This window comes from Fodinibacter luteus, assembly GCF_039541575.1.
In the GTDB taxonomy this organism is placed as follows: Bacteria; Actinomycetota; Actinomycetes; order Actinomycetales; family Dermatophilaceae; genus Fodinibacter; species Fodinibacter luteus.
This window is the reverse complement of sequence record NZ_BAABGM010000001.1, coordinates 274,879-295,173: the sequence shown is the minus strand read 5'-3', so window position 1 is coordinate 295,173 and position 20,295 is coordinate 274,879. Positions and strand designations below refer to the sequence as shown.

General features: G+C 75.2%; 16 protein-coding genes. 8 read left to right on the top strand and 8 right to left on the bottom strand.

All coding sequences use genetic code 11. The annotated features are described in order from the left end of the window. Window positions 1-86 precede the first annotated feature (86 nt). Window positions 87-1,382 carry a phosphoribosyltransferase family protein gene (locus tag ABD899_RS01255; RefSeq protein WP_345201402.1) on the bottom strand — a complete coding sequence of 432 codons (1,296 nt, stop codon included), beginning with the start codon at window positions 1,380-1,382 and terminating at the stop codon, window positions 87-89. 161 nt (window positions 1,383-1,543) lie between these two features. Here ABD899_RS01255 and ABD899_RS01250 point away from each other — a divergent pair, with 161 nt between their 5' ends. The 3 genes from ABD899_RS01250 to ABD899_RS01240 all read left to right on the top strand — a co-directional run bounded on the left by ABD899_RS01250 (window position 1,544) and on the right by ABD899_RS01240 (window position 6,720). Beyond that, window positions 1,544-3,292: an alkaline phosphatase D family protein gene (locus tag ABD899_RS01250; protein ID WP_345201400.1), complete on the top strand. Its 1,749-nt coding sequence runs from the start codon at window positions 1,544-1,546 to the stop codon at window positions 3,290-3,292. A gap of 84 nt (window positions 3,293-3,376) precedes the next feature. Next, entirely contained in the window at window positions 3,377-4,153 is a 777-nt protein-coding gene (locus tag ABD899_RS01245; RefSeq protein WP_345201397.1) for an ABC transporter ATP-binding protein, read from the top strand. A 2-nt stretch (window positions 4,154-4,155) separates the two neighbouring features. Beyond that, window positions 4,156-6,720 carry an ABC transporter permease gene (locus tag ABD899_RS01240; RefSeq protein WP_345201395.1) on the top strand — a complete coding sequence of 855 codons (2,565 nt, stop codon included), beginning with the start codon at window positions 4,156-4,158 and terminating at the stop codon, window positions 6,718-6,720. Between the two features lie 69 nt (window positions 6,721-6,789). Here ABD899_RS01240 and ABD899_RS01235 read toward each other — a convergent pair whose 3' ends face one another. Beyond that, the gene (locus ABD899_RS01235) at window positions 6,790-7,080 is read right to left on the bottom strand and encodes a WXG100 family type VII secretion target (RefSeq protein ID WP_345201393.1); all 291 of its coding nucleotides are present in this window, start codon (window positions 7,078-7,080) and stop codon (window positions 6,790-6,792) included. A gap of 316 nt (window positions 7,081-7,396) precedes the next feature. On the opposite strand from ABD899_RS01235, the gene ABD899_RS01230 reads away from it, so the two are divergent. Next, window positions 7,397-8,173 carry a DUF4031 domain-containing protein gene (locus ABD899_RS01230; RefSeq protein ID WP_345201391.1) on the top strand — a complete coding sequence of 259 codons (777 nt, stop codon included), beginning with the start codon at window positions 7,397-7,399 and terminating at the stop codon, window positions 8,171-8,173. Here ABD899_RS01230 and ABD899_RS01225 read toward each other — a convergent pair. The 5 genes from ABD899_RS01225 to ABD899_RS01205 all read right to left on the bottom strand — a co-directional run bounded on the left by ABD899_RS01225 (window position 8,154) and on the right by ABD899_RS01205 (window position 14,818). Then, window positions 8,154-9,038: an HD domain-containing protein gene (locus ABD899_RS01225; protein ID WP_345201389.1), complete on the bottom strand. Its 885-nt coding sequence runs from the start codon at window positions 9,036-9,038 to the stop codon at window positions 8,154-8,156. The two genes, ABD899_RS01230 and ABD899_RS01225, sit on opposite strands and share 20 nt — an antisense overlap. A gap of 32 nt (window positions 9,039-9,070) precedes the next feature. Further along, window positions 9,071-11,026: a DUF2339 domain-containing protein gene (locus tag ABD899_RS01220; RefSeq protein WP_345201387.1), complete on the bottom strand. Its 1,956-nt coding sequence runs from the start codon at window positions 11,024-11,026 to the stop codon at window positions 9,071-9,073. 122 nt (window positions 11,027-11,148) lie between these two features. Further along, window positions 11,149-12,486 carry a S1C family serine protease gene (locus tag ABD899_RS01215; protein ID WP_345201385.1) on the bottom strand — a complete coding sequence of 446 codons (1,338 nt, stop codon included), beginning with the start codon at window positions 12,484-12,486 and terminating at the stop codon, window positions 11,149-11,151. A gap of 71 nt (window positions 12,487-12,557) precedes the next feature. Next, the gene (locus tag ABD899_RS01210) at window positions 12,558-14,003 is read right to left on the bottom strand and encodes a sensor histidine kinase (protein ID WP_345201382.1); all 1,446 of its coding nucleotides are present in this window, start codon (window positions 14,001-14,003) and stop codon (window positions 12,558-12,560) included. Between the two features lie 104 nt (window positions 14,004-14,107). Continuing rightward, a complete protein-coding gene (locus ABD899_RS01205) occupies window positions 14,108-14,818 on the bottom strand; it encodes a response regulator transcription factor (RefSeq protein WP_345201379.1) in 711 nt (236 codons plus the stop codon). A 366-nt stretch (window positions 14,819-15,184) separates the two neighbouring features. Here ABD899_RS01205 and ABD899_RS01200 point away from each other — a divergent pair, with 366 nt between their 5' ends. Together ABD899_RS01200 and ABD899_RS01195 are read left to right on the top strand one after the other, a co-directional pair. Beyond that, entirely contained in the window at window positions 15,185-16,123 is a 939-nt protein-coding gene (locus tag ABD899_RS01200) for a hydroxymethylglutaryl-CoA lyase (protein ID WP_345201376.1), read from the top strand. A 232-nt stretch (window positions 16,124-16,355) separates the two neighbouring features. Beyond that, window positions 16,356-17,186: a hypothetical protein gene (locus tag ABD899_RS01195; RefSeq protein ID WP_345201374.1), complete on the top strand. Its 831-nt coding sequence runs from the start codon at window positions 16,356-16,358 to the stop codon at window positions 17,184-17,186. 326 nt (window positions 17,187-17,512) lie between these two features. On the opposite strand, the gene ABD899_RS01190 is transcribed toward ABD899_RS01195, so the two are convergent. Beyond that, complete coding sequence (locus ABD899_RS01190; RefSeq protein WP_345201371.1) at window positions 17,513-18,991, bottom strand: MFS transporter; 1,479 nt, start codon at window positions 18,989-18,991, stop codon at window positions 17,513-17,515. A gap of 148 nt (window positions 18,992-19,139) precedes the next feature. Between ABD899_RS01190 and ABD899_RS01185 the strand changes: the two genes are divergently transcribed. Further along, a complete protein-coding gene (locus tag ABD899_RS01185) occupies window positions 19,140-19,538 on the top strand; it encodes a cold-shock protein (protein WP_345201368.1) in 399 nt (132 codons plus the stop codon). Then, a complete protein-coding gene (locus ABD899_RS01180; protein ID WP_345201366.1) occupies window positions 19,535-20,275 on the top strand; it encodes a DUF3027 domain-containing protein in 741 nt (246 codons plus the stop codon). The genes ABD899_RS01185 and ABD899_RS01180 overlap by 4 nt, the downstream gene beginning before the upstream one ends. The last annotated feature ends 20 nt before the right edge of the window (window positions 20,276-20,295 follow it).

Sequence of the window (20,295 nt, the reverse complement as noted above, 5' to 3'; positions counted from 1 at the left end):
CAGGCTCCGTCCGCCGTCATGGTCACACCGTAGGGGGCGGCCGCGCGTCGGGACACAGGTGCTCGAGGAACCAGTCGCGCGCCGCCTCAGCGGCAGCCCGCAGCTCGTGCGTCGGGACACAGGTGCTCGACGAACCAGTCACGTGCCGCCTCGGCGGCAGCCCGCAGCGTGCCCGGCTCCTCGAACAGGTGGGTGGCGCCGGGGACGACGACGAGCCGGGAGTCGCACCGCTGCAACAGCTCCTGCGCCCGCCGGTTGAGGCCGAGCACGACGTCGTCGTGACCGCCGACGACGAGGAGCGTCGGGGCGGTGACGAGGGGGAGCCGGGACGCGGCGAGGTCGGGGCGGCCGCCGCGCGAGACGACGGCGCCGACCCCGGCATCCGGCTCGGCCGCGGCCCAGAGAGCGGCCCCGGCGCCCGTGCTCGCACCGAAGTAGCCGATGGCGAGGTGACCGAGGCCCGGCTGAGCGCGCAGCCAGTGCGTGGCCTCAACGAGCCGCGTCGCGAGCAGCTCGACGTCGAAGACGACGCTGCGGTCGCCCTCCTCCTCGACGGTGAGCAGGTCGAGGAGGAGGGTGCCGAGACCGGACGCGGTGAGGACGTCGGCGACGGAGCGGTTGCGCGGGCTGTGCCGGCTGCTGCCGCTGCCGTGCGCGAAGACGACCACCGCGGTGGCACCGTGCGGGACGGTGAGGTGACCGGCGAGCCGCACCGGCCCGGCCTGCACCGTCACCTCGTCGTCGCGGGCCGTCCCGGCTCGGTCGAGGCACGCCAGCACCTCGTCGTCCGTCGTCTGGGCGAACTGGTCGTAGAACTGCCCGATGGCGTAGAACGGCTCGGGGGTGGCGACGCAGACGAGCTCGTCGGCCTCCCGGCCCATCCGGGCCACCCAGCCGGGGGGTGCGACCGGCATGGCGAGCACGACGCGGGACGCCCCGTGCGCCCGGACCACCTGGCATGCGGCCCGGGCCGTCGACCCGGTCGCGAGGCCGTCGTCGACGACGACCGCGGTGCGGCCGCGGAGCGGGACACGCGGACGGGCGCCCCTGAAGACCCTCGAGCGACGGTCGAGCTCGACCCGCTCGCGGGCCTCGACCTCGGCGAGCTGTCGCTCCGTGACCCGGGCGCCGCGGACGACCTCGTCGTTGACGACGCGCACCCCGTCCTCGCCGATGGCCCCCATGGCGAGCTCGCGCCGCGACGGGACACCGAGCTTGCGGACGACGATGACGTCGAGCGGTGCGCCGAGTGCCGCGGCGACCTCGGCCGCGACGGGGACGCCCCCGCGTGGCAGGCCGAGGACGACGACCGGCTCACCCCGCAGGTGCCCGAGGCGGCCCGCGAGGCGGCGACCGGCATCCCGGCGATCGGTGAAGAGCATGAGCGCACCTCCCACCACCACAGTGCTCTCCCGGCGGCATGCCGGGAATGGCCGTGCTCGCAGCGTCTCCCGGCCCCAAGCGCTGTCCTCGTCGGCGGTGCGGGCCCGGTCGGTCGGCTCGCTCCCAGCGCACGCACGGGTGACGGGGGCAGGATGGGGCGATGACGCGCCGTAGCCCTGACCCCCTCGTGCTCGGCCCCATGCTGCGCCATGTCGACGAGACCTCCGCGACCGTGTGGGTTCGCACGGCGGATGCCGCCACCGTCACCGTCGAGCGTGCCGGACGTGCCTGGAGCGCCCCGACCTTCGCCGTGCACGGCTTCCACTTCGCCCTCGTCGTGCTCGACGGCCTCCTCCCCGGCAGTGACGACGCCTACGCGGTGCGGGTCGACGACGTGCCCGTGTGGCCGCGTCCCGGGATGCCGGTGAGCCGGATCCGCACCCTCGACCCCACCCGCGAGCCGCGGGTCGCGTTCGGCACCTGCCGCACGACGGGCAGCCACGACGACGCCGGCAACCGGGCCCACGGTGTCGACGCCCTGCGCAGCCTCGCGATCTCGCTGCGCGACGACTCGCGGGCCATCTGGCCCGACCTGCTGCTCCTCCTCGGCGACCAGGTGTACGCCGACACGACGCCGCACCCCGAGCTCGAGGAGTTCATGGCCGCCCGCCGCAGCCTCGACGAGCCGCCCGGTGACGAGATCAAGGACTTCGTCGAGTACGCCGAGCTGTACCGCCTCGCGTGGAGCGACGACGTCATCCGGTGGGTGCTCTCGACGCTGCCCTCGGCGATGGTCTTCGACGACCACGACATCCGCGACGACTGGAACACCTCGTGGTCGTGGCGGCGGGAGATCCGCGCGACGACGTGGTGGCAGGAGCGCATCGTCTCCGGGCTCGGCGCCTACTGGGTCCACCAGCACATCGGCAACCTCTCGCCGGCCGACCTCGCGCAGGAGGAGGTGTGGCAGGCCGTCGCCGACCACGCGGCATCCGGCTCGACGGACGAGCTCGACCTGACCCCGGCCCTGGATGCCGTCGCCGCCCGCGCCGACGCCGAGCCGGCGACCTACCGGTGGAGCTACACCCGAGCCCTCGGCGACTGCCTCCTCGTCGTCATCGACTCCCGGGCCGCCCGTGAGCTGCGCCCCGACGGGCGCTCGATGCTCGACAGCGAGGAGATGCGCTGGCTCGACGGGGTGCTGCGCGGCGGGGTGCGGCACGTGTTCGTCGGCACGTCGCTGCCGTTCCTCCTGCCGCCGGGGCTGCACGACTTCGAGGCGATGAACGAGGCGATGGCCCAGGGCGCCTACGGCAGGCGGGTGGCCCACGCCGCGGAGCGACTGCGCCGCACGATCGACCTCGAGCACTGGGCGGCCTTCAACGAGGGGTTCGACGAGGTCTTCGAGCTCGTCATGGAGGTGGCGCGGGGCGAGCGCGGCCCGGCTCCGCAGACCGTGACGTTCCTGTCCGGCGACGTCCACAACTCCTACCTCGCCGAGGTGACCGACCCGGCCGGGCTCGGCGCGCGGTCGCGGATCGTCCAGGCGGTGTGCTCGCCGATCCGCAACCCGATGCCGCGCGGGGTGCGCGTCGTCATGTCGCTGTTCGCCCGCTCGCTCGTGCGCCCGATGCGCTTCGTCGCCTCGCGGTCGCGGCGGGTGCCGGACCCGGCGTACCCGTGGACGGTCACCCACGGCCCGTGGTTCGACAACAACATCGCCCTCGTCACCGTCGACGAGGACGCCCTGCGCCTCGCCTGGGTCACCGGCGTCGTCGAGGGCGACCCCGGGCGGCCGACCCTGCGCCAGGTGTATGCCGCCCGGATCGAGCCGCTGCCCACCGCCGTGGCCGGTTCAGGGTTCGTCCAAGGTTCGACACCGGTTCGGAACACGGAGGGCGTCGCCTAGCGTTGGGCGGGCAGAGGCGTGTCGCGACGACGCTCGCGGTGCCTCCCCGACCGACGGCCCCGCGGCCCACTTCGAAGGACGCCCATGACCCTCGCCAACGCCACCGCCAGCGAGACCGGACAGCGGCTGGCCGCGGCCCGTGTCGAGGGGCTGACCAAGGTCTACGGAGCCGGCGACACGCGGGTCGTCGCGCTCGACGACGTCACCCTCGACCTGTACGCCGGCGAGTTCAGCGCCATCATGGGCAAGTCCGGGTCGGGCAAGTCGACCCTCATGCACTGCGCCGCCGGGCTCGACGAGGCGACCGCCGGCCACGTCTTCCTCGGTGACGTCGACCTCACGAGCCTGCGCGAGCGCCACCTCACCGAGCTGCGGCGCGACCGGATCGGGTTCGTCTTCCAGGCCTTCAACCTCGTCCCCACCCTCACGGCCGAGGAGAACATCGTGCTCCCCGCGGCCATCGCCGGCCGTCGCCCCGACCCCGCCTGGTTCGACGAGGTCGTCGACACCGTCGGGCTGCGGGACCGGCTCGGGCACCGGCCGAGTGAGCTGTCCGGGGGCCAGCAGCAGCGGGTCGCGTGTGCGCGGGCCCTCGTCGGCCGCCCGGACGTCGTCTTCGCCGACGAGCCGACGGGCAACCTCGACTCGACGTCGGGCGCCGAGGTGCTCGGCTTCCTGCGCCGGGTCGTCGACACCCACGGTCAGACCGTCGTCATGGTGACGCACGACCCGGGTGCCGCGAGCTGGACGGACCGGGTCGTGTTCCTCGCCGACGGGCGGGTCGTCGACGAGCTGCGCGCCCCGACGCCCGAGCGGGTGCTCGAGCGGATGGCCCGGCTCGGCCACCGCGCCGAGGCCTGACCGTGCTGCGGGCCACCTGGCGCAACGTCCTCGCGCACAAGCTGCGGCTGTTCCTCAGTGCGTTCGCCGTCATCCTCGGGGTGGCGTTCGTGTCGGGGTCCTACATCTTCACCGACACCCTGGACCGGGCCTTCACGGGCCTGACGAGCGGCGCGGTCGGTGACGTCATCGTCCAGCCGGGCTCCGCCGACGGCGAGGGCGAGGGTGGCGGGGGACCGGTGGCCGCCCAGGGGACCCGGACCGTGCCCGCGTCCCTCGTCGAGCAGCTCGCTGCCGTGCCCGGAGCCGCGCGGGCGGACGGCCGGGTCTCGAACTTCGGCACGTTCGTCGTCGCGGCGGACGGCAAGGTCATCGGTGGCCAGGGCCCTCCCGGGATCGCGGTGAACCGCACCGAGGGGCCGGCCGCGAACGGCATCCCGTCGGCGACCCTGGAGAGTGGGCGGTGGCCGAGCGCCCCGGACGAGGTCGTGCTCGACCCGTCGACCGCGGGCGAGGCCGGGTACGCCCTCGGCGAGGAGATCCCGCTCGTCACGACGACCGAGCAGCCGCGCATCACCGCGACCTACGTGGGCACGGCGAGCTTCGGTGCGTCGGCCCTCGTCGGGGCGAGTGTCGTCATGTTCGAGACGTCCCGGGCCCAGGAGGTCTTCCTCGGTGGGGAGGACGCGTTCTCGGCGGTCTGGGTCACCGCCGCGCCCGGGACGAGCCAGGAGCAGCTGCTCGCGTCGGTCGAGGAGGTCCTGCCGGCCGGGTTCCGGGCCGCCACGGGCGACGCGACGGCTGCTCGGGCCTCGAACCGGATCGACGAGGCGCTCTCCTTCGTCAACACCTTCCTCCTCGTCTTCGCCGGCGTCGCGCTCACGGTCGGGGCCTTCCTCATCGTCAACACGTTCTCGATCCTCGTCGCGCAGCGCAGTCGGGAGCTCGCCCTGCTGCGGGCGATCGGCGCGAGCCGGCGCCAGGTGGCCCGGTCGGTGCTCGTCGAGGCCGCCGTCGTGGGGCTCGTCGGGTCGGCCGTCGGCACCGTGCTCGGCCTCGGCCTCGCGGTCGGGATCAAGCTGCTCTTCGGCCGGGTCGGGCTCGACCTCAGCGCGAACGACCTCGTGCTCCAGCCGCGCACCGTCGTCGTCGCCCTCGTCGTCGGGCTCGTCGTGACCCTCGCCTCGGCGTACCTCCCGGCCCGGCGCGCCGGTCGGGTGCCACCGGTGGCGGCGATGCGCGACGACGTCGCCCTCGCCGAGAGCGGGCTGCGGTGGCGACTGGCCGTCGGCGCGGTCCTCCTCGTCGCGGGGGTCGCGGCGATGGCCGCGGGGCTCGCCGACGTCGGGTCGGAGCCGACCTACGTCCTCGGAGCCGGTGCCTTCGGGGTGCTCGTCGGCACGGCGCTGCTCAGCCCGGTGCTCGGCCGCCCCGTGCTGGCCGGCCTCGGCTGGTGGTACCGCCGCGGCTTCGGGGCCGTCGGGCTCATGGCGGAGCAGAACGCCCGGCGCAACCCCCGGCGCACCGCGGCCACGGCATCCGCCCTCATGATCGGCGTGGCGCTCGTGACGATGATGTCGGTGCTCGGGGCATCGGCCAAGGCGAGCCTGGACCAGACCCTCGCCGAGGACATCGTCGCCGACTACGTCGTGTCGAACGCGGTGGGCCAGGCCTTCTCGGCGACCGTCGCGGACGACGTCGAGACGGTGCCCGGCGTTGCCGAGGTGGCCCGCGTCCGGGGTGCGGTGCTGCGGGTCGACGGCGAGCGCGACTTCGCGTCGGGCATCGACCCTCGGGCCGTAGCGATCGTCGCGCGACCCGAGGTCGTCACCGGGTCGCTCCTCGACCTGGATGCCGGGTCGGTCGCCGTCTCGAGCGAGCTCGCGGCCGAGCAGGGGATCGCCGTCGGCTCCACCGTCACCGTGGGGTACGCGGGGGCCGAGAGCGAGGCCCGGGTCGTCGCGACCTACGTCGAGGACAGCGTGCTTCAGTCGGACGTCACGATGTCGCTCGAGGGCTTCGACGCGATCGGCGTGCCCCCCACCGACCGCACCGTCTACGTCACGGCCGAGCCCGGCGCCGACCGGGACGCGCTCGCGGCGTCGCTGGCCGACGTCGTCGCGGACCTGCCCACCGTCAACGTCAACGACCAGGCGACGTTCGCGGCCGAGCAGCGCGCGCCGATCGACCAGCTGCTCTTCATCGTCTACGCGCTGCTCGGACTCGCCGTCGTCATCGCCGTGCTCGGCATCGTCAACACCCTCGCCCTCTCGGTCATCGAGCGGGTGCGGGAGATCGGGCTGCTCCGTGCGGTCGGGCTCAGCCGCCGCCAGCTGCGCACCATGCTGCGGCTGGAGTCGGTCGCCATCGCTCTGCTCGGCGCCGTGCTGGGTGTCGTGCTCGGGCTCGCCTTCGCCCTCGCGCTCCAGCGCTCGCTCGTCGACGACGGCATCGACGTGCTCGCCGTCCCCGGGTTGCAGCTGGTCGGCTTCGTCGCGGTGGCGGGGCTCGTCGGGGTGCTGGCAGCGTTGTGGCCGGGCCGGCGGGCCGCGCGCCTGGACATCCTGCGCGCCATCGGGAGCGACTGACACCCCGCGCCCCGCCCGCCCGCGGCCGGGCTCACGAGAACACGCGCACCTCCCGCCCCGCGGCCGGGCTCACGAGAACATACGCACCGCCTGTGCCTCGGCCTCGGCGTACTGCGAGCCGGCCGCCCCGAGGACCTGCCCGATCGAGTCGAGCGACGTGCGCACCTGCTGCTGGGTGCCGCGCCACTGCGACACGACCCCCTGGAACTGGACCGACGCCGAGCCGGTCCACGCGTCCTGGAGCGCGGTGAGCCGCGCCATCATGACGGCGACCTGACCCTCGATCTCGGCGGAGATGCGCGCGACGTCGCCCGCCGCCGCGGCCAGGCGGTCAGTGTCGACCTGGAACTGTGCAGCCATGTGAGTCCCCCTCATCGGCAGGGGCCGCGCCCGGATGGCGGGCCCTCTCCGCGAGCCTAGGTCGAGCCGCCGACGCGGCCCGTCGGTTGTCCACAGGCTGCCCGCGGCCGGGCCCGGCCGGAGGTTCCTGCCTGGCGCCGGAGGGTCGTGCCTGGGGCCGGAGGGTCGGGCCTGGCGCCGCAGCGCCGGGCCTGGCGCCGGAGGGTCGGGCCTGGGGCCGGAGGGTCGGGCCTGGCGCCGCAGCGCCGGGCTCGACGCCGCCGCCGTCGAGGCTGCGCTCGGGCACCCCACGGTGGCGGCACCTACGATCGGGCTCGTGGCCATCCTCATCGACCCGCCCCGGCCCGAGGCGCACGGCCGCCGGTGGTCGCACCTCGTCAGTGACACCAGCCTCGATGAGCTGCACGCCTTCGCCCGCTCGGCCGGCATCCCGGAACGCGGGTTCGAGGGCGACCACTACGACGTCCCGGAGGACTGGTACGCCGCCGTCGTCGCCGCCGGCGCGGTCCCGACCCCGGCACGGGACCTCCTACGGGCCCTCCAGGCGAGCGGCCTGCGGATGCAGAAGCGGCGTGGCGACACGGGGGTGGCCCGGGTGCGTGGCGTGCGCTTCGTCGACGGCACCTCCGCCGACGTCGACCTCATCTGCTCCGACCGCGAGGCCGACGCCGCACGCGTCTTCGCCGCGATGGCCTTCGTGCGCGACGCCGCCGGCGACCTCGCCGTCGTGCACTCCGTGCGCCGTGGGGAGTGGGGTGCCCCCGGAGGATGGCGGGAGCCGGGGGAGTCGGTGCGCGAGAACGCGGTTCGCGAGGTGCGTGAGGAGACCGGCCTCGTCGTCGACCCGACCCGCCTCGTCCCCCGCGGCTACGAGCGCTTCCACTCCCGCACCACGGGCGGGCTGTGGCGCGAGGGCATGGACCTGCTCCAGGTCTACGAGGTGCGCGTCCCGGGACGCCGGCCGGGGCTGCGGCCCGAGCTGGACGACACCTCGCACCACCGGTGGGTGACGTGGGACGAGCTCGTCGACCTGTGCTCCGCGCAGTTCTGGTGGCCGCTCGCCGAGGCGGCGCTCAGCCCGCGAGCCGGGTGAGCTCGCGGGCGAGGTTCTCGCGCGCCGCCGGTTCCCACGCCGCCCGGGCGAACGCCGTGCGGTAGACGTGCCCGCGCGCGAGGAAGGGCCGCAGCACGCCGGACCGGGCGCGGGCGTAGTCCGCCGCGGGGACGTGGGCGTACTCCTGGCGCACCTGGGTGCAGTACTCGTCGAACCGCGCGACGGGGGCCGCGAGCACCCACAGGTCGGCGTCGTGGACGACGACGCGGGCGGGGTCCTCGGCGGCGGCGTCGGACAGCTCGTGCGCCAGGGTGTCGAGCACCACCGCGACGACCCGCGACGTGGCCGCGGGGCCGACGCCGAGCCGCTCGAGCTGGCGGGCGGCGAGCCGCGCGCTCGCGATCTCGTTCGTCGAGGCATCTGCCGACGCGTCCTCGGACCCGGCCCCCGCAGCACGTACGGCCCCGGCCCCGGCAGCGTCCGCGGACCCGGCCGCCGCAGCGTCCGCGGACCCGGCCGCCGCAGCGTCCGCGGACCCGGCCGCCGCAGCGTCCGCCGACCCCTGCGCACGGGCATCCCCGGAAGCGCCGGCAGCGGCATCCACCGCCGCGCCCGCCGTCCAGGCGCCCCCGCCGGGCGGGACCGGCCCCACGGCGTACACCGCGTCGTGGAACCACGCCGCGAGCCTCGCCACGGTGCGGTCGTCGGCGGGCACCCGCTCGGCGGTGCACAGGGTGTCGACCGCGGCGAGCACCTCACCGAGGTGGGCGGTGCCGTGGTAGCGGCGGTGCGGCTCCTGCCAGCGGCCGAGCAGGTCGCGCCCGACCTCCTCGACGACGGCTGGGTCGGCGGTGGGGGCAGCGGCGGCGCAGTCGGCGACCCATCGCCGTCCGAGCACGTGCATCGGGCCACTGTGCCACCCGGGCGACACGCCTGTCAGGCGCTCCGCCGACTCCGCTCGTAGGCGCGCGCGTAGCGGCTTCCCGTCGCGAGGAGGAGCAGCCCGGTCACGATGAACGCCACCGACCGCACGAGGCCACTGAGCGCGGCGAGGTCGTAGAGGAAGAGCTTCGCGACGGCCACCCCGGCAAGCAGCAGGCCCGTGCGCAGGGTGAGGTCGGCGTCGCGCGACCGCTCGAGCCCGCGCAGCAGCAACCACGCGGCGGCGAGCATCCAGGTCACGGTCGCGACCGCATGGCCGACGGTGAACCCGAGCACGGGGTCACCGAGCCGGACGCCGACGAGCGTGCCGAGCGAGACGAGGGCCGTGGCCGACGCGGCCAGCGCGAGCACCCAGCCGAGGACCGTCACGCCGAGCCGGAGCTCGCGGCCGAGGCCGCGCTGGGCGGCGGTGGCCCACAGCCCGACCGCGACGACGCCGCCGACGAGGGCGCTGTCGAGGAGCGCGACGGCGAGGTCGTGGCCGGCAGCGGCGGATGCCGTGAGCGCGGCCAGGGCGTGGGGGGTCCAGGCGAGCAGGGCGACGGCGCTCGTCCCCGCGGCGAGGCCGAGGGCCAGGCGTGAGCGGGTGACCCCGGCGACGCTGAGCCCGACGAGGGCGAGGAGGAGGAGCCCGGTGGCGGTGAACCGTTCGGGTGCGCCGGACAGCACCGCGAGCACCGCGAACACCGTGCCGGCGATGCCCACCGTCGCGACGAGGTGGGTGGCGAGGGGCCCGATCGGGCGACGGCCGAGGGTGGCCGCCGTGAGCAGCAGCACCGCGGCCGTGAGGGCGAGGACGGTCGTGCGGGCCGGGTCGGCGAGCGGCGCGAGGGTCGCGAGGAGGCCGGACGCGAGCAGGGCGACGGCCGCCGAGGCGGAGGCGTCCCGCCCGTCGCGCCGCACCGAGACGGTGGACGTCGCCAGGGTGATGAGGAGGACGGCGACGGCGACCGCGACGGTCCCGACGTCATCCCCGCCGCCCGGGGTCGCCGTGACGGCGCCGACGAGCAGGGCGAGGGTGACCGGGACGACGCGCGCGAGCGTGAGGACCGGGCGGGTGCGGGAACCGCCGGCCCACCAGCCGACGACGCACAGGATGCCGAGGAACGCCGTGACGACCCAGCCACCACCCCCGGCGACGACGGGCGCGAGCACCGCCGCACCGAGCACCATGAGCGCGGCGAGCAGCTCGCTGTCCCACCGACGGGCGAGGAAGAGGCCGCCGACCGCGACGAACCCGGCGAGCACGAGGCCGGCGCCGGCCGGCATCCAGCCGTACCCGCTCGTCACGGCCACGACGTCGAGGTAGGCCGCCGCCGCGCCGGTCGCGACGAGCGCCACCGGGGCGCTTCCCACCGTGGCACCGTCACGCCGGTCGGCCTCGCCACCGCGGGCGCCGAGCGCTGCGAGGACGACCGCGAGGGCGGCCCCGGCGGCGACCCGGGCCTGCGGCCCGAACCAACCCTGCTGGACCGCGAGGACGAGCAGCATGGCGACCCCCGCCATCGTGACGACCGCTCCGGCGAGGGCGAGGACCTTCGTGACGGCGCCCTCGCGCCGGTACCACGGCACGGCGGGGTGCCCCGGGGGCGTCGAGGGCACCCACGCAGGGGTGGGGGGGACGCCAGCTGGTGCGTGCGGGGTCGGCGAGAAGGTGACCGACCCGGCATCCGGCCGCTCGGCCTCCGGCCGTCCGGTGGGGGGCGTCGGGATGCCGGGTACACCGGTCCGGACAGTGGGCGCCGGGGCCGCGGCGGAGGCCGTCGGGATGCCGGGTACACCGGTCCGGACGGTGGGCGCCGGGGCGGCGGCGGGGGCCGCCATCGGTGCGCCCGCCTCGCGGTCGAGCTCGATACGCAGGCGGGCGAGCCCGTTGCCGATGGCGTACAGCCGCGTCATGGCATCAGCGAAGTCGGCCTCGAGCTGGTGGACGGTCGTGCGCTGGCTCATGGCACGAGCATCGCGCCGAAACCGGTCCGGCACCTGAGCACGCCGACTCATCTCCGCCCGGAGCCGTTGCGTCCGGCAGGTCGGTGCCCCGGGGGCCCGACCTGCCGGACGCAGTGCGCGGGTCAGCCGTTGCTCGAGGGCTTGGCCGCGAGGGTCGCCTCGACCTCGACGCTGCGGCCGTCGCGCAGGACGGTCAGGGTGACCCGGTCGCCGGCGCTGCGCTCGCGGATGTGACCGACGAGCGAGAGGGCCGACTCGACGCGCTCGCCGTCGACGGCGGTGACGACGTCCCCGACCTGGAGACCCGCCGCGGAGGCTGGGGTGTCGGCGCCGACCTCCATGACCTCGGCCCCGGCCCGCGAGGCGGAGCCGTCGGAGGCCGAGCCGTCCTGCGGGGTGACGCCGAGGTAGGCGTGCGTCGCGGTGCCCGACTCGATGAGCTGCTCGGCGATCGAGGTGGCCTCGTTGGCCGGGATCGCGAAGCCGATGCCGATGTTGCCCGACTGGCCCGAGGACGAGCCGAGGGAGGCGATCGAGGAGTTGATGCCGACGAGCTGGCCGCCGGCGTTGACCAGGGCACCGCCGCTGTTCCCGGGGTTGATCGCCGCCGAGGTCTGGATCGCGTTCGTGACGACCGGCTCGGACTGGGCCGGGCCGAACGGGCTGCCCTGTCCGTCGCCCTCGGCCTGGGTGCTCACCGGGCGGTTGAGCGCGCTGACGATGCCGGTCGTCACGGTGCCGGCGAGGCCGAGCGGGTTGCCGACGGCCATGACCGGGTCGCCGACCGCGAGCTCGTCGGAGTTGCCGACGGCGATCGGCGTCAGGCCGGTGGGCGGCCCCGCGATCGTGATGACCGCGAGGTCGGTCGAGGGGTCGGTGCCACGGATCTCGGCCTCGAAGGTGCGGCCGTCGGAGGTCGTCACCGTGAGCTGCTGGGCGCCCGCGACGACGTGGTTGTTCGTCAGGACGTGACCGGCCGAGTCGATGATGACCCCCGAGCCCTGGCCGCCACCCTGCCCGCTCGTCGCCGTGATGGCGACGACGCTCGGCGAGACCGCGGCGGCCGTCGCGGACCAGTCCGGGGCCGTGCCGTCGGCCTGGACGACCGGTGCGGCGTCGGTGCCGCGGCCCAGCTGCGACGTCGACGCGGCGGAGGGGGCCTGCGTTTCGGCGGGGAACAGCCGGGCCGCGGCGAGGGTGCCGCCCGAGGACAGCAGGGCGGCGAGCACCGCGACGGTCGTCAGCTCCGCCGTGCGGCGCCGCCCGGACCGGGGGGCGGGCGCCCCCTGCGGACCGGACGGACCCGTCGGACCGAACGGGCCACCCGGGGGCGGCACGGTGTTCGACGGGACCGTGGGGATCGGAGCGGTGGGCTGTGCGGACGACCCGTAGGGAGGGGTGTCGGTCGCGGTACCGCCGCGGGGGGCGTACCACTGGGGGTTCGGGTACTGGTCGCTCATGCTCGCGCTCCTTGGTGGGGTGGTGACTGGCTCTGGGTCCAGTCAAGCCCGGCGAGGTGGGTGCACCCTGATCAGTGGCTGGGAGTCTGCTGTGGGAGCCGGACGACGAAGGTCGCACCACCTCCGGGGGTCTGGGCGACGCCGACCCGCCCGTGGTGCTGGGCGACGATCGCGGCGACGATGGCGAGGCCGAGGCCGCTGCCGCCCCCGGCGCCGCGCCCGCGCGAGGGGTCGGCACGGTAGAAGCGCTCGAACACCTTGGTGGCCACCTCGGGCGGCACGCCGGGGCCGTGGTCGCGCACCTCGAGGGCGACCCCCTCGGCGTCGTGGCCGACCGCGATCTCGACGGGCGAGCCCTCGGGGGTGTGCCGCAGCGCGTTCGCGACGAGGTTCGTGACGACCTGCCGCAGGCGCGGTTCCGAGCCGAGGACGGTCGTCGGCCCGATCGGCCCGTCGAGGCCGAGGAGGGCGATGCGGCGCTCCGGGGCGCGCACGCGGGCGTCCGCGACGGCATCCGCGGCGAGGACGGTGAGGTCGACGGTCCCCATCTCGACCTCGGGGGCGTCGTCGATGCGGGCCAGCATGAGGAGGTCCTCGACGAGCCCGCTCATCCGGTCCGACTCGGCCTCGATGCGCTCCATGGCCCCGGCGACGGCGTCGTCGTCGGGGATGGCGCCCTGGCGGTAGAGCTCCGCGTAGCCGTGCACCGTCGCGAGGGGGGTGCGCAGCTCGTGGGAGGCGTCGGCGACGAACTGGCGCATCCGCTCCTCGCTCGCCTCGCGCACCGCGAAGGAGGACTCGATGCGGGCGAGCATCGTGTTGAGGCTGTGCGACAGGGAGGTCACCTCGTCGTCCGCCTGGCGCACCGGCACCCGCTGGGTGAGGTCGCCCGCGGCGATGGCGGCGGCGGTGTCCTCGATCCGGGTCAGGGGGCGGAAGGCGCGGCGCACGGCGTACCGGGCGAGGACGATGGAGGCGACGAGCGCGAGGGTGCCGATGGCCGCGGTCGTGACGAGGAGGCGGGTCAGCGTGTGGTTGACCGAGGTCAGCGGGATGCCGACCGCGAACGTCGCGCTCGTGCCGGTGACCCGGCCGGCGATGAACCGCCAGCGCAGGGTGCCCTTCTCCGAGGGGACCGTGAACGGCTCGCTGCTCGTCACGCGGGGGTCGTCGACCGGGAGGGCGGGCAGGTCGGGGGTGGCGGTCACGCCGGTGGGCCGCTGGGTCAGCGTGCCGAGCTGGCTCTGCAGCTCGAAGGCGTAGTTCGACGGGAAGGTCTCGTCGCGGCTGCGCAGGTCGACGAGTGCCTGGCTCGCGACCGGCTCCGCGACCGATCGCAGCTCGGCGTCGACCCCCTTGAGGAGGTCGGCGCGCATGAGGAGCGCGGTGACCAGGCTCGTGAGCACGAGCGCGGCTCCGACGAGGGTGCCCACGATGGCGACGAGGCGGCGCCGCAGGGGCACCGCCTCGAGCCGCCGCACGACACCGGCGAAGGGGCCGCGCTCGGGCTCGCGCACGGCGGTGGCCTCGGGCGCGGGAGTGGCGCCCGGCGCTCGGTCTGGGCCGGGCGCTCGGTCGGGGCCGGGCGCGCGGGTGGCGCCGGGGGCCGGCGAGCCGGGCATCAGCCCTGCGGGGGCAGGCGCAGGACGTACCCGACGCCGCGCTTGGTGTGGATGAGCGGCGGGAGCCCCTCGGTGTCGATCTTGCGGCGCAGGTAGGAGATGTAGGACTCGACGATGCCGGCCTCGCCGCGGAAGTCGTAGTCCCAGACGTGGTCGAGGATCTGCGACTTCGACAGCACCCGGTTGGGGTTGAGCATGAGGTAGCGCAGCAGCTTGAACTCAGTGGGGCTCGTCTCGATGACCCGGCCCGCGCGGCGCACCTCGTGCGAGTCCTCGTCGAGCTCGAGGTCCTCGAAGGCGAGCACGTTGCGGTCGTCCTCGGCGTCGCCGCGGGTGCGGCGCAGCACGGCGCGGATCCGGGCGACGACCTCCTCGAGGCTGAACGGCTTCGTGACGTAGTCGTCGCCGCCCACCGTGAGGCCCTTGATCTTGTCGTCGACGGAGTCGCGCGCCGTGACGAACACGATCGGGAGCTGACGGCCCTGCTCGCGCAGCCGGCGGGTCACGGTGAACCCGTCCATGTCCGGGAGCATGACGTCGAGGACGCACAGGTCGGGGTCGTGGTCGTCGGCGACCCGGAGCGCCTCCGAGCCGGTCGACGCCGTCGCGACGTCGAACCCGGCGTAGCGCAGGGAGGTGGCGAGCAGCTCGCGGATGTTGGGCTCGTCCTCGACGACGAGGAGGCGCGCCTCGGGGGTCTGGGTGGTCACACTCCCAGTGTGGCGGGTCAGTCTGGGAGTTCGCTGGACGCCCGCTGGGACGGGCGGGACGCGGCATCCTGCGAGGAGACCCGGCATCCTGCGAGGAGGCCCGGCATCCGGCGAGGAGGCCCGGCATCCGACGAGAGGCCCGGCATCCGACGAGAGGCCCGGCATCCGGCGGGGGGCTCGGCATCCGGTCACGGGCGGTCCTACGGACCGGCAGTGGGTCGTCCGCGGGGATGCCGTGAGCACGACCGGGCGGGCGGCTCCGCGCTTCTGCCTGTCGGGGGGAGCACCCGGGCCCCGCCGCCCCGCCCCGGAACCGACGGGTCGCACGCCTCGCTCGACGCGGCGGCGGCGTGTCAGGATCGGTGCGTGAGACTCCCGCTGCCCCAGGTCGAGCCCGACCCGACGCTGCCCCGGTCCGTGACCGTCTACGAGGTGGGTCCGCGTGACGGGCTGCAGAACGAGTCGACGGTCGTCCCGGCCGCCGTCAAGGCCGAGTTCGTGCGACGCCTGGCGGCGGCAGGGCTGGGAACCATCGAGACGACGTCGTTCGTCGACCCGCGGTGGGTGCCGCAGCTCGCCGACGCCGAGGAGGTGCTCGGCCTGCTCGGCGACGAGGGGCGGGGGGCGCGTCGGCCGGTGCTCGTGCCCAACGAGCGCGGGCTCGACCGGGCGCTCACGGCAGGCGTGGGAGCCGTTGCGATCTTCGGCAGCGCGACGGAGACGTTCGCGCGACGGAACCTCAACCGCACCGTCGAGGAGTCGGTGGAAATGTTCCGGCCGGTCGTCGAGCGATCGCGGGCCGAGGGGCTGTGGGTGCGCGCCTACGTCTCGATGTGTTTCGGCGACCCGTGGGAGGGCCCGGTGCCCGTGGCCCGGGTCGTCGACGTCTGCCGGCGCCTCATGGACCTCGGCTGCGACGAGCTCTCGCTCGGCGACACGATCGGGGTCGGCACGACGGGGCACGTGCACCGTCTGCTCGCCGCCCTCGACGGGGCCGGCATCGGGCCGGAGCGGGTCGGCGTGCACTTCCACGACACGTACGGCCAGGCGCTCGCGAACACGGTGGCCGCCCTGCGCGACGGGGTCACGGTCGTCGACGCGTCGACGGGTGGCCTCGGCGGCTGTCCCTACGCCAAGAGCGCCACCGGCAACCTCGCGACCGAGGACCTCGTGTGGGCCCTCGAGGGCGCCGGGGTCTCGACGGGCACCGACCTCGACGCCCTCGTGGCGACGAGCACCTGGATGGCCGGCCACCTCGGGCGACCGTCGCCGTCGCGGGTCGTCCGCGCGCTCGCTGGGGGCTGACGCGCTGCGGGCCGTCTGGAGGGCTCGTCGGATGCCGGGCAGACGGTTCCCGCTGCCGTCCCCGGTCGGCCTCAGCGTTGCCGGCTCCCGGGTGTGCGTGCTGCCGTGGGTCGACCGCTCCGACGCCCCATGGTGGAGGCGGTGTCGCTCGCGTCCTGTCGGCCAGATGTGAGTTCCATGTGAGTCCGCTCAGGATGGCGCCCGAGCGGCCGCCGGGGCGGATCATGGATGCATGACCGACCAGACCCCACCCGAACCCGGTCCGCCCGCCCAGCCGCCGGCCGCGCGACCCGACCAGACCGCCGCTCTGCCGCCGCAGTACCCCGCCGGGACCGCGCCGGGCTGGGCCGCCCCGCCCGGCGGTCCGGCAGCACCGCCCCCCGCCGCGGGTTGGCCGCCCGGCACGGTGCCTGCCGGCTCCGCCGCGGCCCCCGCTCCGCCGAGCGGCCCCGGCCGGTGGTGGAGCGAGGCGACCTCGTCGTCGGGTGGTCGCGCCGCCCTCATCGTCGCCGCGGTGCTCGCGGCGCTGCTCCTCGTGACGGGCGTCGGCCTCGTCGCCGCGCTCGCGACGGGGTACGACGACGACCGGTGGGACGACGAACGGGTGTCGATGTCCGACGGCCGCGGTCGCAGCGGCGCGCCGGGCCAGGGCGAGGGCAAGGGCAACAACGGGCGTGGCCTGGGGCAGGGCGACGGGCGCCAGGGCGGCAACGCCGTCCCCGGGCCGAACCAGGGCAACCCGGGCCTCGGCAACGGCAACGGCAACGGCAAGGGCCAGGGGATGGGGCGCGCCGCGGGCGGGCTCGACGTCGTCCTCCACGGCGAGTTCACGACGAACGTCACCGGCACCCCGACGGTCATGGTCGTGCAGACCGGTCGGGTCACCGCGTACACGGCTGGCTCCTCGCTCACGGTCGAGAGCACCGACGGGTTCGAGGCGACGTACACCCTCGACGGCACCGAGGCGACGGGCCGCGGGGCCGAAGAGCTCGCGACAGGGGGGCAGGTGCGGGTCGTCGCAGCCAAGGAGGGGATGAAGGTCACCCGCCTCGACGTCGACTGATATCCGACTCCTTGCGCATCACCCACCCTCCTGCGCCCGATCCGGGCCCCGGAGGATGGGTGATGTGCAAGGAGTCCTCGCGGGGCACGCGCGGGTTTGGTCGCGGGGTGGGCTGGTCAGGAGTGCGGGGTGGCCGACAGGCGTGCGGGGTGGCCGACAGGCGTGCGGGGTGGCCGACAGGCGTGCGGGGTGGCCGACAGGCGTGCGGGGGTGGGCCGACTGAGCGTGCGGGGGTGGGCCGACTGAGCGTGCGGAGTGAGGCTTCAGGAGTGCGGGGTGGGCGGTCAGGCGTGCGGGGTGGGCCGACAGGGGTGCGGGGTGAGGCTTCAGGCGTGCGGGTCGGCGAGGATGCCGTTCACCGCGGGGCTGATCCGGCGCTCGAGGGCCAGCGCCAGCACGGCCACGCCGCCGAGGCACCCGACGAGGACGAGGATGAACACCCCGCCGAGCTCGCGGTCGAGCAGCAGCCCCGCGACGACCGGCGCGGTGATGGCACCGGCCTGGAAGGCGCCCGCGGACACCGCGTTGAACCGCCCGCGGTCGCGGTCGCTCGCGAGGTCGTTGACGATGGCGGGCACCGTGGGCTGGAGCATCGTCTCGCCGAGGCCGAACAGCACGTGGAAGAGGATGACCCCGGCCGCGGCCGCCAGGGTGCCGGCGACGAGGCCGGTGGCCCCCAGGACGAGCCACGCGGCGACCCACAGCGCGACGAGCCCGAGGAAGACGCGCGTGCGCCGGTGGCCCTCGATGACCCGCAGCACGAAGAACTGGAGGCCGACGATGACGGCCGTGTTCGCGGCGAAGGCCAGCCCGATCGTTCGGGTCGACACCTCGCTGACCTCCCGCGCGAACGCCGGGAAGCCCGCCTCCATCTGCCCGTAGCCGACGAAGCTCGACAGGAAGGTGAGCCCGGTGATCCAGACGACCGCCGGGTTGCGCAGGATCGCGAGGTAGCCCCCACCCTCGGCCGACGCCGGGCCACCGACACCGTCGACCGTCGGCAGGGCCGCCACCGGCCGTCCGGCGACGTGCCGCAGGGGCACGAGGAGCAGCGCGATGGGCACGAGGACGCACACGGCATCCGCGAGGAAGATCGCGGTGAAGGTCACCGGCCGGTCGACGTCGGTGAGGAAGCCGCTGATGATGCCGCCGACGCCGATGCCGAGGTTGACGAGCGCGAAGTTGACGCCGAAGAACTGGGTACGCAGTGGCCCGGACACGATGCTCGAGATGAGGGCGTTGAACCCCGGCCAGCCGACCCCGAAGCTGACACCGAGGAGCGTGAAGGCGAGCACGAACGTCGGGAGGGTCGTCGCGAACGCGAGGACGACCGCCCCGACGAGCTGCGCGACGTGGCCCCAGATGACGACGACCCGGGCGCCCAGCCGGTCGATGAGCGCACCCACCGGGCCGGTGACGACGAGCGCGACGGCGGCGATGAGGCCCATGAGCAGGCCGGCGACGTCGAGGTCGATGCCGCGGACCTCGTGGACGTAGATGATCGTGAACGGCAGCGTCATGCCACGCCCGAGCGTGGAGACCGCGGTCGTCGAGAGCAGCCAGCGGCCCGTGACGGGAAGCGCGCCCCAGAACCCGCGCACGGTGAGCCGGTGCTCGCCCGGCGGCTGCTCGCCCCCCGGCCGCCCACCCTCCGGCCGCTCGCCTCCCGGCCGCCCACCCTCCGGCCGCTCGCCTCCCGGCCGCTCGCCCGGCGGAGGCTCGCCCTCCGGCGGGGCGGACGGGGGCGCCGGCGTGGCCTGCTCGGCGACCGCCGGCCGCCCGGCATCCTCGGTCGTCCCGGCCATGCCGTCCACCGTGCCACGTGCCTGTGACACCGTCGACCGAGTTCCGCCGTCCCCGACAACCCGGCAGCGCGCCGCGGTGGGGAGCGGTTAGCCTTGTCGCTGGCGCCCGCCCGGGCGTGCGTTGGTGAACTCGACAAAGAGGTGGACCGTGCCGACTGGCAAGGTGAAGTTCTTCGACTCCGAGAAGGGCTTCGGTTTCGTGTCCGGCGATGCCGGCGAGGGTGACGTCTTCGTCCCCGCGAGCGCGCTCCCGCAGGGGGTCGCGGGCCTCAAGGGCGGCCAGCGCATCGAGTTCAGCATCGCCGAGGGTCGCCGCGGCGCCCAGGCCCTGTCCGTCCGGCTGCTCGACCCCGCCCCGTCGGTGAGCGTCAACCGCCGCGTGCGCGACCGCAAGCCCACCGAGGAGATGGTCGTCATCGTCGAGGACGTCATCAAGCTGCTCGACTCCGTCTCCGAGGGGCTGCGCCGCGGCCACTACCCCGACAAGGAGCACGGCAACAAGGTGGCTCAGGTGCTCCACGCCGTGGCCGGCGACCTCGAGCTGTGAGCCCGGCCCCGAAGACCGACGCGACCCTGCTGGGGGCCGTCGAGACCGCCCGTGAGGCCGCCGTCTCGATCGCCGAGAAGGATGCCGTCGGCGAGCACCTCGGCATGGAGATGGTCGAGGACCGCCTCGCGACGCACTACTTCGCCTGCTCGGCGCACGCCTACCGTGGCTGGCGCTGGGCGATCACCGTCGCCCGGGTGCCGCGCTCGAAGACGGTGACGGTGTGCGAGACCAGCCTCGTCCCCGGTGAGGGCGCCCTGCTCTCGCCGGAGTGGGTGCCGTACGCCGAGCGGCTCGCCCCCGGCGACGTCGGCCCCGGTGACGTCACCCCCAAGGTCGACGACGACCCCCTGCTCGAGGCGGGCTTCGAGGCCACGGGCGACGAGGACACCGACCGGGCCGCGCTCTGGGAGCTGGGACTGGGCCGGGTGCGCGTGCTGTCCGCCGAGGGGCGCGACGCCGCCGCCCAGCGGTGGTACGACGGCCCGTCGGGGCCGACCGCCCCGGTCGCGGTCAAGGCCCCGGCGCCGTGCTCGTCGTGCGGGTTCTTCGTGCCGATGGCCGGTGCCCTGCGCGCCGTCTTCGGGGTCTGCGCCAACGAGTGGTCGCCCTCCGACGGGCGCGTCGTGAGCCTCGACCACGGGTGCGGTGCGCACTCCGAGGTCGACGTCGCGGCGCCGTCGCCCGAGCGGGTGACCCCGCCGATCCTCGACGACTTCGAGCTCGACCCGGCCTGACGCCATCCGGCGCCGGCCTG